This window comes from Blautia liquoris (assembly GCF_015159595.1).
Taxonomy (GTDB): domain Bacteria; phylum Bacillota; class Clostridia; order Lachnospirales; family Lachnospiraceae; genus Novisyntrophococcus; species Novisyntrophococcus liquoris.
Genome location: NZ_CP063304.1, coordinates 1,870,063 through 1,884,159 on the forward strand (window position 1 = coordinate 1,870,063; position 14,097 = coordinate 1,884,159).

Sequence of the window (14,097 nt, forward strand, 5' to 3'; positions counted from 1 at the left end):
TCCACCTCATGTATAATCTGTCACCAAATAATGATAGCATGGACAGTTAGACATTACAATTACTTTTTCTATTATTTATCCTCTTAAAACAGGATCAGGCGCCTATCGTCTGTTTACTCCTGTGCTCTATGTCTTTGAGTCCTGATTTCTCATAGCAATATTGAATGATGTCTTTTCTTCTGATAATGCCGATAAAAACACCCTCGTCATCCACCACCGGAACAAAATTCTGTCTCATGGATACGGTGACCAAATCTTCTATATTACAGTTGATGTTCACGGGTTCATTGTGCCAACGGCGTTTTACGTCGACAATCGGTATATCTTCCGCATCATGAAAATTCAAATCGCATCTTTCTTTGACGCAGCGTAGAATATCACCTTCTGTAATAGTTCCAATATAAAAGCCCTGTCTGCTAAGCAGTGGAATCGCTGTATATTTATGATGTTCCATCTTCTCGATCGCCTGTCTTAAAGTAAAATCTTCCGTAATAAATGCGACCTCGCTTTTTGGTGTGATAAAAAATAAAATATTCATATATCTGCTCCTATCCCCATCTCTAATAATCTTATGAGTTTTCACTCATTCTCATTATAACGGATTTCACGCAGAAAGTGTTGAAAAATCAGTGAACTTTTCATTAAGTTTTAATAAGCTGATCTAATCTGCCTTCGGTCTGGTGGTCTCTTCTTTCCACTTACGGATGGCTTCCAGTTTCCCTGAGATCTCTTCTTCCTGCCCCTCACAGGTCGGATGATAATACCTCCGTCCGGCAAGTGCATCCGGCAGGCACTGCATCCTGGCAACTTTTTCCTTCAGATTATGGGCATACTGATAGCCTTCTCCATAATGCAGATCCTTCATCAGGCTTGTCGGCGCATTCCGTATCGCTAAGGGCACCGGTTCATCGGGGCAATGTTTCACGTCACTTTTACATTCTTCACAGGCGAGATACAAAGCATTCGACTTCGGTGCCATGGACAGATAAACCACTGCCTCTGCCAGGTTTACATTGCATTCCGGCATTCCGATAAAGTGAGATGCCTGATAAGCCGCAACGGCCACTTGAAGTGCCGCAGGATCGGCAGTTCCGACATCCTCACTTGCAAAGCGAATCAGCCTTCTGGCAATATAAAGAGGATCCTCTCCGCCTTCAAGCATTCGCGTCATCCAATAAAGAGCGGCGTCCGGATCACTGTTTCGCATGGACTTGTGCAGCGCCGATATGATATTATAGTGTTCCTCTCCTTTTTTATCATACAACAGCGACTTTCTGGTAATACATTGTTCCAGTGCTTCATCCGTCACGGTAATCTGCTTCTCATCGATCTCTCCATTGAGCACTGCCATCTCGAACGTATTCAGAGCCGTTCTGGCATCACCATTTGCAAACTGTGCAATCGCCCGAAGCTGTCTCTCACTGATTCCGATTTTTTGATTTCCGTATCCTTTGGGGCTGGTAAGTGCATGATGAAGTAACTCAAGCAGATCGTCTTCTTCGAGCATCTTCAGGACAAACACCTTACACCTTGACAGCAGCGCGGCATTGATCTCAAAAGAAGGATTCTCGGTTGTCGCTCCAATTAAAACAATGCTGCCCTTTTCCACGTATGGCAGAAAAGCATCCTGCTGTGCTTTATTAAATCTGTGAATCTCATCGATAAACAACAGTGTTTTCCGCCCCATACGCCTGCTGGTCTCAGCCTGCGCCATCACCTCCCGAATCTCACGGATTCCAGAAGTGACAGCACTAAAATCTGTAAAATCAGCCTGCGTTTGTGTGGCTATAATTCTTGCCAGCGTTGTTTTACCAACACCCGGAGGACCCCAGAAAATCATTGATGAAATCTGATCTTGTTCTATCAAATTTCTCAGCATCTTCCCCTTGCCGAGCAAATGTTTCTGCCCGACAAAAGACTCCAGAGATTCCGGACGCAGTCTTGTCGCTAGGGGAGAAAAATCCTCCCGATTGTCAAATAAAGACATCTGTTCCACAGCAAAGCCCTCCTTTGGTCATTTTGACTCCAACATCATTGCACATAGTTGACACGGATAATCTTGTGATATCCCGGACAGACTATGGATGTACCTTTTAACAAATATCTGGAAAGGTGGTTGTATCAATGAAAAAGGATTTTATCGGTGATCCTCCCAGACATAAAAACTCATATGGAGATGGGGATATCCCTGAAATTGATTTGCCCCAAAAAAGTAAACACGGAATGGAAGTTCCAAATGTTGAACCTCTTCCGGAATCAGAACGTCCCCGAAGAGACGGCCCGGGCGGTAATTAAACAGTGGCAGCCGGGTTTTACTCAAGACTGACAGAGTAAAACCCGGCTGATTACATATTCAATGAGCGATATCGATTCAGGCACGCAAATATCTCCTGTTTTCGTGGTCTGGCAAGATCTGATGGGATATTGTGTCCCTCACAGATCGCAGCAAACCCTCTCTGGTCAATAGAAGCATCCAGAATCTCCACTACCTCACGCATAGATTTCTTTCCATCAAACAGATGAAGGTTTGCAAATTGTATCATATAGCCCAGAGTAAGCAGCTGTTCTCCATCAATCAGCTGCTCCACAGATCGCAGATCCACGGTGTCATGATTGATGGAAACCAAATCCCGTCCCATAGTCTTTATCTTAATTCTATTGTTATTTTTGAATGAACGATCTTCCTTAACCTTTCTTTCAAATACAGGATATTGATATTTGGGTGCCGCGTCATGAACTGCGTAAAATTTATCTGCTTCTGATTTGGCAAACTCTGTGATTTCCCGCGGCACATAGTGATCCATCTGAATGATACAGTCCGCCGCCTGAAAATAAGATCCCGAACTTCCGGCTACAATAATCGACGATATGCCGTGTTTTTCATACAGACTGCGTATTCTGTCAATCAATGGAGTGATGGGTTCAGACTCACGGTGCACTACTTTTTTCATCAGTTCATCCCGAATCATAAAGTTCGTAGCACTGGTATCTTCATCCATCAGCAAAAGTCCTGCACCGGCTTCCATGCTTTCGATCACGTTCGCCGCCTGTGAGGTACTTCCGCTGGCATCTTCTGTATAAAATGATGTGGTGTCTTTTTTATTCGGAAGATCATTGATAAACATAGAAATATCAACGTTTTTAACGCTGCGTCCATCTTCAGAACGGATCTTCATCGCCGTTTGATCGGTAATCACATATTCTCTTTTGTCCCCTGCGATATGATTGTAAACACCAAGTTCAAGAGCTTTCAGCAGCGTTGATTTTCCATGATATCCGCCGCCGACAATCAGGTTAATTCCCTTTTTCAGCCCCATCCCCTTGATTGTTCCGTGATTTGGAAGCTGCAAAGTGACTTCCATAGACTTCGGTGACTGAAATTCCACAGCATGTTTCATGGGTTTTTGCGATATTCCCGATGCACGCGGAAGAATAGAGCCACAAGCGACAAAAGCCACCAGGCCAAGCTTTGGCAGCTGGTCGCGGATATACTGCTGATCCTCTGCAAGTTTCGCCGTATCATCCAGCATGTCCGGATCTAAAGACTGGTAAAAGCATGTTTTTTTGACACAAATCGGGAGATATTCAAAGAATATCTTCTGAAGTTCCCGGGCATTGATTTTCCTGCCATTTGCCGGAAATCCAACCTCCATTCTAAGCACCAGATCACCATTTTTTTCATCCAAGGCACAGCCGCTTCGCTCCAAAATCTCCTGCCCGCACCTGCTCACCGACAGTAATCCACTTTTCCCCGATCCCTTTGCCTTGAAACTAAAGGGTTCAATTTGTGTAAAAAACAGTCGTAAAAGGTGATCCTGCAGCGCAATTCTTTTCACTTTTCTGTCATATAATCTAGTCGGAAATGCCGCTTCCCCTCCCCTGATATGAATACTGATCTTAGAAGGTGATGCAAAGGGATCTCCTTGTACATGGTCAACACACAGCATGTATTGATCAAACTGATACGAGCCTTTAAGCTCTTTGTATGCAGGATACCCACAGTGATCTATCTTATTTAGTAAATTTTTCAAATCTGTCTGATTCTTCATATGTAACATCCTCGTGTAACAGTAATCCAGACTGTACCGCAAGCCTTACAGCGGCTTATCGGTGCAGTCCTGATACTTTAAGCTTCAAGATAAGATTTTAAATTCTTTATATCTTTTCGGTGTTTTAATCTGTGCAAAGCTTTCACTTCAATCTGGCGAATCCGCTCTCTCGTCACGTGATATTCTTCTCCCACCTGTTCCAATGTCCAGATCCGTCCGTCCACAAAGCCAAAACGCAGCCTGATAATTCGCTGTTCCCGTTCACTTAATCCTGAAAGGAGCTGATCCAGTTCATCTCCCAACATCACATGTTCAACACTCGTAAACTGATCGGAAATATTGTCATCTGCGACAAAGTCCTGAAGTTTACAGTCATCATCATCACCCACCGGGGTATCAAGAGAAATCGTATCACCATATAATTTCACGATATCCCTGACTCGATCCTCCGGCATATCCATAATGTCCGCCAGTTCATCGACCGTCGGTTCACGCCCCATATCAGTGAGAAACTTTCTTGACGCCTTATTAACCTTCGACATCTGTTCTTTCATATGCACCGGGATTCTTATCGTCCTCGACTGATCGGCAATTGCTCTGGTTACCGCCTGCCTGATCCACCACATGGCATAAGTACTGAACTTATATCCCTTGGAGTAATCGTACTTTTCGACAGCCCTCATCAGACCGATGTTCCCTTCCTGAATCAAATCGAGAAACCCCATATTACTTCCACGCACATGCTTTTTTGCAACATTTACAACGAGTCTCAGGTTCGAATTAATCATCCTCTCCCGGGCGGAGTCGTCACCGGACTCTATCCGCTTTGCAAGAATTATCTCTTCTTCCCTGGTCAGCAAGGGGATGTTTCCAATCTCAATCAGATATGCCTTTACCGAATCATCCAAAGGGAGCGCTGAATCGTCCAGATCATCTTCTTCAGGCAAATTTTCTTCTGATAATACGCTTTCCTCACTGATCTCTTCGTCTGTCTTCTTTGTCTTTTGCTCTTGTGTGCTCATCCCCCGACTTTCCAACTGGGTGCGAAGTGTATCTTGTTCCTTAATCACAGTCATTTCCCTCTAATTCTTTCGCTATCCATATCTTTGTCTTTTGTGCAGATACTTATTCCTGTTTGATTATCAGTCAGGCGAATGCCTCATCCTCGATTAAGGCATCAACTTTTTCGCTGATAAAACTCTCCACCTTTTCTTTTGGCATCCTAAGGGGTATCGATAATTCTCCGTAAAGATTCTCCTCCGCTGCCTGCAGGTACTTTTCGTCACTTGTGATCTCTTTCTTTCCCTGTGCAATTCTGTTTTTTTTCTTCAGATAAAGTGTATTAATTATTTTAACCCACTCTTTGCAGTCACAGGTTTTTAAAGCTTCTTTAAAGATCATATCTCTGCGTTTATTGTCCGGTTCCTCATAGATTCCAATCTCTGCAATGTTTTCTATTAACTTCCATGCTTCCTCCCTGGAAAGCACCGGACGCATAATCATCTTTTCATTGTCCGTCGGGGTATAAACTGCACTGCAGCCTGAATAGACTGGCGTCAAGGTATAGAATATCCTGTCTTTTGAGACACCGGGAATCTTCATCGGGCCAATCTCCTCAACCTGACATACACCGTTGCTTCCACATATAATATATTCTCCTACTTTAAACATTTTATTCACTCCTATCACAAACTCAGTCATAAGGTTCCAATTACCAGCCGCTATCGCCTGACCCCTTGAATATGCGCAAAAGCTGACCATATCAAAGGCCAGCCCTCATGCATCAGTTTCTTATATCTTGTAATCCATCAAATGATGAAAACATCAAAAGGTATTTTCACCCGCCTTTCGTCTCTTATATCTATTGTAACACAAATTCAACAAAATTTCAAAGATTTTGGAAAATTATTTTTTACCGGTTATAAAAGATTTCGCTTAGCTGCGATTCTGACGGCGTCCATACTATTATTGACACCCAGTTTGTTATATATATTATTGATTACGCCTTTCACTGTGTTCGCGGACAGCCCAAGAGCATCTGCCATCTCATCACGTGTAAGACCCTGACAAAGAGACAAGAGAACATCCGTCTCCCTCTGGCTCAAAGCCGGAAGATGACCATGCAGATTCTGACTTGCTGAAAAGTCTGCGGAAAGGCTGGAAACCCTTTTGGCATATGTGGTCGATTTTGTCTGAATATTTTTCAGCCATTCTGCGGGAATATCGGTATAGGGAGACACATGGCTGATCAAAGTCCTAATATACTTTCCATTCTCCACAAAAGGCATGATAATTTCGTTTGGTCTTGCGAGTACGTATGCCTCCTGCAGCATCTGCGCAGACTCCTCATACTCTTTGATCTGACTTAACGCGATAGCTCTTAATACCTTCATCTCAATTCGTCCAAACAGATAATTCTCAAAGGCAAACCCCTCTGATTGTCCGCCCAAAAGAGATAAAAGCTCATAGATTTTATTCTCATGGAGCAGACATCTGGCACGTACCAGTTTATCAGCAGCAAAAGTTATAGGTGTCAATACCTCACTGCTTTGCTCTTCGTCTTTGATCCAGTCTGAAACAAGGCCGGTATATCCCAGTTGTGTATAAAACCATCCTGACGTAATATCGCAGATCGCATAATCCTGTTTCGTATTCGAAGCCTGTGCCAGCTGCCGCTGTTGTTTCAGCGAATGCACAGCATCTGTATACTTTCCGGAAGATACACTGATCCTTGTAAGCAAGAACAAGGCATTGATCTCTATGCAGGTATTCGTGGCGTCATGTGCCTCGCGCATCGCCTGCCGGACACATCTTTCAGCTTCTTTCATGTCCTTTCGAAAATAAGAAAACTCTGCCTTTGCCAGTGAAACATATCCCTCAAAGGTCCCCGGCAGGAACCTGGCCGTAATCGGAGCAATCTGAGAGACTGCAGCGATGTACCGATCAATTTGCCCTTTTTGATGACTGCTGACGCTGCACACATAACTGGCAACGGATACATAGGGTCTGTGGATGAGTTTACTTTTGCCCGGTATATATTCAGATACCTTTTTAAAAGCATCTACAAAATCATAGGTGCTCGTCTGATTGGAACTGATCAGTCTTTCAAATGCAATATGCAGATAGATCTCTCCTAAGGCCGTCGTTCTCTCCTTTGTCCGTGGAAGTGTTTCCAGTTCCTGCTGCAGTTCTAAAAGGTCCTTGTGTACTCCCTCCATTCGGAAATTATTCATGCGAAATTTAATATGTAGAAAACGAAGAATCGGGTATTTCGCCAAGAGTTTTTTGGGCATACGTTCAATGATACCAAGCAGATAGTCAATCGTCTGTGCAGGATACGCCTTGTTGAATGTCAAAAGAATTCCGACCATTTTGTCATAGCGTCCGATCTTTTCATAGTAGGTGATAGCATCAATGCGATACCCTTTCTCTTCATACCACTTGGCAGCGTGAAACAAGATGCGATCTTTGTCGGCTTTCGAAAGGGAACTTTGCTGATTTTTCAGAAAATCAAGAAAAATAGGATGAATGCGGAGTGCATTTGTAAACTTATCCAGAGTAACAAGGGAACCGATATTCAGCGCCTGATCCACAAGCTTTGGATGTTCTCCCGCCAAAACGCGGGCAAGTTCTATGGGTGTACTTTCCAATAAGGAAAGACGGATCATCAGACTTTTAAGTTCATCCGAAAGAGCCTGAAACACCTCACTCTCAAGCAGCCCAAAAATATCAAGTTTTACGGCAGCATACGGATTTTCCTGATAAAGTCTGTTTTTTTCCAGCGAAAGACAAACCAGCTGCGTGGCAAAGATCCACCCCCCAGTATACTGATAAAGTTCGGATTTGGCCTGATCAAGCAGGAGAATCCCCTGTTTTTCAAAATAATCGGAAGTCTCCTCCAAAGTCATCCGAAAAGATTCATCATCGATGCGATACAACAAATTTTTTGAAAGCAGTGACATTGTATGAAAAGCAGGTTCTTTTCGGGAAATCACAATAATACAAAGCATCGGGATCTGCGCGAGAATTAATTTTTCAAAAAAATTGATGGCAGTCTGGTTGGTTATGTTGTGAAAATCGTCCAGCACAAGATAGTATCTGTTCTTTTCGTCTAACTCTTTACTCAGTATTCTGACAAAGTGATCAAACGCATAGTCTGAATCCGGAATCTCCATATCCTCACTGATTCCCACACCCTGAAATCGAAGCGTATTACATAAGTGCTCCCATATCCTGGTGTCCAGGTTATCCAACTGTGTCAGGGACACCCAGAACGTGTACGGTGCCTGATCCGATAAAAAAGCCGACACCGCAGTCGTTTTGCCAAACCCCGGACCGGCAACAATCGACACAGCATACTTCTGTGAAGCCTCAGTCAAAATCGATTGCAAATGAGGACGCTGTAAAATCTCGGTTTCATGGTGCAAAGAAAGCTGCAAATCCTCATCGTTCTTAAGTAGCATAAACATAACCTCCCTGATTTCAGGTTCTTCCTTTCCTTTTATTTATATGATAAAGCATTACAGTCGCATTGTCCACAAGTTATGCGGAAAAAAAGAATCCCTTCGGGTGTATTTTGCGATTTTTTTACATGAGATAATTCAAATGAAGATACAGACATGTTAACACGCAATAATTAGATATGAGGTGAGGATTATGAAAAAATTCAGATTGAAACAATTGCTTGCTATACTTCTCGTGGTGGCCATGGTTTCGGTAAATGAACTTACCTTCGCAGCCACTGCCTCTGCCCTTCCGGCAGAGCAGTCACAAGCCACGCAGGAGGAATCTGCCGACAGCGAACAGGCGCCGGCAAAAAACTCGAAAACTGAAAACTCAGAAGAAGATCCGCCGCCAAACAAGGAAAACCCGGATACTTCGAAAGAAAAGCCAGATGTTTCAAAAGAAAAGCCAGATACTTCAAAGGAGAATCCAGACACTCCAAAAGAAGATGCATCGGCGTCCAAAGAGGACTCTTCTGCAAAAAAAGACACACCTTCCGAAAAGAAAGAGAATTCGGAAGGAAAAAAAGAAGATTCCTCAGCGATCACTCAGAATCAGGAAGTTAAAAACAGCGAAGAGGATCTTCTCAGAGATGAGGGGGATACAGGTGAGCCTTCCGTCACTTATACAGGTACCTATACAATTACCATCAACTACATATATAGGGACAACAAGAAAATGGCCGCACGGCCCTACATAGAATCTGTCCCCGCAGGGGAGGCACTAAGCAAGTCGGTCAAAAGTCCAGACGTCATGGGCTACCAGCCGCTTATTGCAGATCAGGAGATCAACACCGCAGCAATGGATCAGGATATGACATACGATGTATATTATGTTCCAAAAACAAACACTCCCTACACAATAAACCATTACCAGGAAAACATTGACCGAGATGGTTACACCCTGACAGGGGTTGGACATCTCTCCGGCACGACGAATGCGACAGTCACTGCATCCCCCCAGCCTTACACTGGCTTTACGCCGCCCGACGTCATGCCTTCCGCCACCATCCATCCCGATGGATCGACGACACTTGATGTATATTACACCCGCAATCAGTACACGATGTATTTTGAAACGGGTGAAGGCGGCAGTTATATTGAGCCCGTCACCGCTGCCTTTGATCAGCCGCTTGTGCCGCCGTCTGACCCTATACGCCCAGGATATAAATTTGCCGGATGGGGTTCTCATGGTTTTCCTTCCAGAATGCCAATCGGCGACATTATGATGACGGCAGAATGGGAAGTAGAGGGGATGGTTTCCTATACACTTGTATACTGGTTGGAGAGCATCGAAGGAAACGGAACGTACGACTATGTCGGGGCCGTTCAAGAACAGGCTCCTGCTGACAGCAGCCCTGAGATTTTGCAAAATGCACCTTCCAGCATCGGCTTTCCCATCGACCGGGAACATATCGAATTCAACGAGACCAAAACTGCTGCGGAAAAGCCGGATAAAGTAAACGGCACCGGAAGTACCATCGTCAATGTGTACTATGATCGAAAAGCCTATTCGATATCCTTTGGCTTCGACGATACAAGATATACGCTCAAAAAGGGTGACACCGTATACGAGACAAGTCCCTATGTGCTTACCGCGAAATTTGGTGCAAACATCGCTGATCAGTGGCCGGTTGATCCTCCAAAGCTGCGCCCCGGCAAGAGTGGCGAAGGTGCGTTTACCGGATGGGCGGAGAAGAATAAGTTATCCTTCTCCTCACTGCAGCATTATCTGGATCAAAATCTTGTAAACAATCAAAACTTAGAGGCCAAATGGAGTTATCAAACCAAAAACGTAAACGTCACCTATCTCTTCGAGGATCTGACAGGCCAAGGTGAAACACCGAATTATGAGCAGCTGATTAACTTAGATAGGATGACCATACAGTGGAATGCAAAATCCTTTATCGGCTTTACACCGATCAATAATAGCGTTTATATTACCGATAATAATAGCGCTGTATTCCACTACAAACGAAACATCTATCAGATCACCTTTTACAGCAGCGGCACCATAGACAAGAATATATCGGGCATTAAATATGAGACGCCGATTTCAGATCTGGAGTACACTCCCCCCACACCAGCGGCACTCCCCGGTTATACTTTTGGCGGCTGGTACACATCCCCGCAGACCTTCGACGGGTCCGAGTACGATTTCAGTGGAAAAACAATGCCGGCAAAAAACCTGATTTTACATGCAAAATGGGTAAAACCGACCTATACGGTGACCTTCCACCCAAATAACGGATCCGCTGACTTTACACAGCGCGTGCTTCTCCAGAAGAATGCATCCGAACCCGAACATCCCACCCGCCCCGGTTATCGGTTCGAAGGCTGGTACAAAACCGGTTCTTCCTTCCGTTACGTCTTCCCCCCCGTAACCGGAGATACTACACTGAACGCCCGCTGGATTCCCATCGAAAATGTCGGTTATGATGTAATCTATAAGATCGGCACGCCTGAAAACAGTATGGAACACAGCCGTGCTTCTTACACCGGAAAAACCGTGGGCACCAAGGTAACCGCCTCCGCAATTGCCATTCCCGGTCTGCTGCCGGATGCCGCAAACAAGACGCTTACGCTTACGGCAGGCGAAAACCTGATCATCTTCTACTATGCACCTTTTAGCAATATGACCTACACGGTAAAATATCTGGAGAACGGTACAAAAGCTCAGCTGCTTCCGGATAAACAGGTGACTACGATGGCCTCGGAAATCACAGAAAACTACGTCCATATAGCCGGCTACTATCCGGACCGATATCAGCAGATATTACAGCTCTCGCCGAATCAAAAAGAGAATGTGCTGATATTTACCTACACAAAGAATTCAGACGCCTCCTATAAGGTGGAACACTATCTGGAGCAGACAGACGGCACCTATCATCACACATCTTCCCATACAGACATCTTGACAGCACCTGTCGGAAGTGTCCAAAGTGCCGAACCCAAAACTTTCGAGAACTACCACTACAACGCCAAGATCAGTCATCACCGGGATGTCGTGCTGCCGAATAATGAAACCATACTCCGGCTTTACTACTCGCTCACCCGCTATACAGTAAAGTATATAGCAGATCAGCATGGATCTCTGCAGGGAGAAGACACTTTCCACGACATCCGGCATGGCGCACCTTATAAGACAGGCGCACCCACACCTGTTCCGAAACCCGCAGCGGGATATCGCTTTACCGGATGGGAGCCCTCACTGCCTGCTCCCACTACCCCTGTCACTGCCAATGCCGTCTATACGGCAAAGTTCGCCCTGGATCCCACACAGTGGTCAACCGTCTCCTATCATCCAAATGGGGGAACGGGAACGATGGAGGACAATACAGTATTGACCGGCTCCGGCTATAAGATACGCCCGAATTCCTATACCCGGGCAAATCACCAGTTTGTCGGATGGAACACTTCACCGGATGCAGACGGCACCGGTTATGCCGAAGATGATCGAATCACGGTAACCGGCGATATCACTCTCTACGCCGAGTGGGTACCGGATACCCAGTACGCAGTCACCTATATCGCCAATGGCGGAACGGGTCATATGTCGGATCCTCATGGCTTCTATTATAGAGATGATCCGGTACATGTGCTTCCTAACAGCTACACAAGAGCGGGCTATCGTTTCACAAAATGGGCCACGCATGCAGACGGCAGCGGCAATAGTTACAACCCCGCGGATACCTTCCGCATCAGGGAAAACACAGCACTGTATGCACAGTGGGAGAAAGATCCCGCCCAGTGGGTAACCATTCGTTTTGACAAGAATCACCCACAGGCCGCCGGTTTTATGGAATCCAGCGAAGTTCTGGCAGAAGAGCCCTTTGCCATCCCGGCAAATCGTTTCGAACTGGATCATCACGATTTTCGCGGATGGAGCAGCCAAAGAGACGGCAGGGGAAAATCTTTTGATGAGGAAGATGAATTTACACCGATAGATAAATTCCCCTCACAGAGAACAATCACCCTCTATGCAAAGTGGAAAGAGCACAAAACCTACACCGTGACCTATCACTCCAATAACCCGTCGGATCAGACGGTAAAAGATAACGCTTCCTACTATGAGGGCAGCAAGGTCGTCCTGCGCCCCTCCAATACCTTTGACTATCCGCACCACACCTTCATGTACTGGACACGATCCTTGTTTGGCGATGACGCCTATATGGCAGGAGAAAGCTTTACCATAGATCGAAATATGGACTTCTACGCACATTGGGAAAAAGATCCGGAATTCCACGTTGAATACAAAGATACGTATTCCCAAAAAAGCTGGAACGATCCAAAGACCTACCGCATCAACCCGACGGGTTCCGATCCGGTAACGGTTAAAAACAGTATGTTTCAGCGCGACGGATACGATTTCGCCGGATGGGACGTCGAGTTCAAGAATGCGCCTGGCGTGCGCCATGCCTCCCAGCCGGGCAATGTCTTAAAGGATGTCACTTCGGATACAACGCTTTACGCACAGTGGAACCCGCATATCTACCAGATCACATATGATCTGCAGGGCGGGCAGGTACACGGCACGAATCCATCCGAATATGATATTGAAACACCTACCTTCTCACTGATCAACCCAGAGAGGCCGGGATACACCTTCCTCGGCTGGTCGGGAACGGATATTGATAACACAAAGCCCTCCGATTCCGTCACTATCCAAAAAGGCAGTACCGGAGACCGACAGTACCAGGCGCACTGGGAAGAGCTGCCGACCGATCCGCCCACTGAGTCAGAGGAAGATCCTAAGCCAAAGCCGCCCGCTAAATCGCTTCCGAAGGCACCTGCAAATCCCAAAGACAAGACACCACCCGCACCCGCGACACCGGCCGGACCGGTACGCAAGACACAGGCGAAACCCACACGAAAGTCCACTCCCGGCACGCCGGCCAAAAAGGAGATTCCAAAGACAGGCGACAACACCCCAATCACTTTCTGGATTGCACTTGCAGTCACATCCAGTGTGCTGATTCTTGGTTTAAGCCTTAGACGCAAAAAAGGATCACCCGATACGATTCCATCAAAAGAAAGCGAGGATCCGCATGAATAGAGAAACAACAAGAATGAAACTGCAGGAGGCACTCATCACGGGGAATCAGGCTCTTCAAACCCTCTATGCAGCCAGGAAGAACATCAGTGAGATCTGCGGCAGACAATCTTTTTATAAATCCGGAGGGGGATTATTCAAAACTCTGGTAAACCACTCCAGGATACACCAAACGATTCACTTAATAGAAGATGCAAAAAAGGATCTTTACATCTTTCAGATGAATCTAAAAGAGGCAAAACAAGATCTGGAATTACGGGTCGAGACTGACTGCTTTCTTTCCTTCACCAACTTCTTCTTTGACGGTGATGTGGCAGACTATCTGGTACCACGCGAGATATTGAATACACTTGATCAGATAGATGATGCTATCTGGCATGTGGAACAGATACTCGACCATACGAAGCACAAGATGAACAGCCAGAAAACATTCGCCTGAGAAACCATACGAGAAAGAAGCATCCACCCTGAAATCACGAAATAGATTTCAGGG

The 14,097-nt window shown here is 45.5% G+C and carries 9 protein-coding genes; 3 read left to right on the plus strand and 6 right to left on the minus strand.

Annotated features, from left to right (window positions below):
• Positions 1-94: 94 nt before the first annotated feature.
• Complete coding sequence (locus INP51_RS08585; RefSeq protein WP_193734474.1) at positions 95-538, minus strand: CBS domain-containing protein; 444 nt, start codon at positions 536-538, stop codon at positions 95-97.
• Positions 539-661: 123 nt separating this feature from the next.
• The gene (locus INP51_RS08590) at positions 662-1,996 is read right to left on the minus strand and encodes a replication-associated recombination protein A (RefSeq protein WP_230406750.1); all 1,335 of its coding nucleotides are present in this window, start codon (positions 1,994-1,996) and stop codon (positions 662-664) included.
• 128 nt (positions 1,997-2,124) lie between these two features.
• On the opposite strand from INP51_RS08590, the gene INP51_RS08595 reads away from it, so the two are divergent.
• Complete coding sequence (locus tag INP51_RS08595) at positions 2,125-2,295, plus strand: hypothetical protein (protein ID WP_193734475.1); 171 nt, start codon at positions 2,125-2,127, stop codon at positions 2,293-2,295.
• Between the two features lie 50 nt (positions 2,296-2,345).
• Here the strand turns inward: INP51_RS08595 and INP51_RS08600 are convergent, their stop codons facing one another.
• From INP51_RS08600 to INP51_RS08615, 4 genes are all read right to left on the minus strand, one after another.
• Positions 2,346-4,049 carry an ABC-ATPase domain-containing protein gene (locus tag INP51_RS08600; protein WP_193734476.1) on the minus strand — a complete coding sequence of 568 codons (1,704 nt, stop codon included), beginning with the start codon at positions 4,047-4,049 and terminating at the stop codon, positions 2,346-2,348.
• 77 nt (positions 4,050-4,126) lie between these two features.
• On the minus strand, positions 4,127-5,119 hold the full coding sequence (locus INP51_RS08605; RefSeq protein ID WP_230406751.1) for a sigma-70 family RNA polymerase sigma factor: 993 nt from the start codon (positions 5,117-5,119) through the stop codon (positions 4,127-4,129).
• A gap of 76 nt (positions 5,120-5,195) precedes the next feature.
• Positions 5,196-5,720 (minus strand): CarD family transcriptional regulator, encoded by a 525-nt coding sequence (locus tag INP51_RS08610; RefSeq protein WP_193734478.1) that lies wholly within the window; start codon positions 5,718-5,720, stop codon positions 5,196-5,198.
• A 248-nt stretch (positions 5,721-5,968) separates the two neighbouring features.
• Positions 5,969-8,512 carry a LuxR C-terminal-related transcriptional regulator gene (locus INP51_RS08615; RefSeq protein WP_193734479.1) on the minus strand — a complete coding sequence of 848 codons (2,544 nt, stop codon included), beginning with the start codon at positions 8,510-8,512 and terminating at the stop codon, positions 5,969-5,971.
• Between the two features lie 193 nt (positions 8,513-8,705).
• Between INP51_RS08615 and INP51_RS08620 the strand changes: the two genes are divergently transcribed.
• A complete protein-coding gene (locus tag INP51_RS08620; RefSeq protein ID WP_193734480.1) occupies positions 8,706-13,607 on the plus strand; it encodes an InlB B-repeat-containing protein in 4,902 nt (1,633 codons plus the stop codon).
• Positions 13,600-14,043, plus strand: coding sequence for a hypothetical protein (locus tag INP51_RS08625; protein WP_193734481.1), 444 nt, complete (start codon positions 13,600-13,602; stop codon positions 14,041-14,043). The genes INP51_RS08620 and INP51_RS08625 overlap by 8 nt, the downstream gene beginning before the upstream one ends.
• The last annotated feature ends 54 nt before the right edge of the window (positions 14,044-14,097 follow it).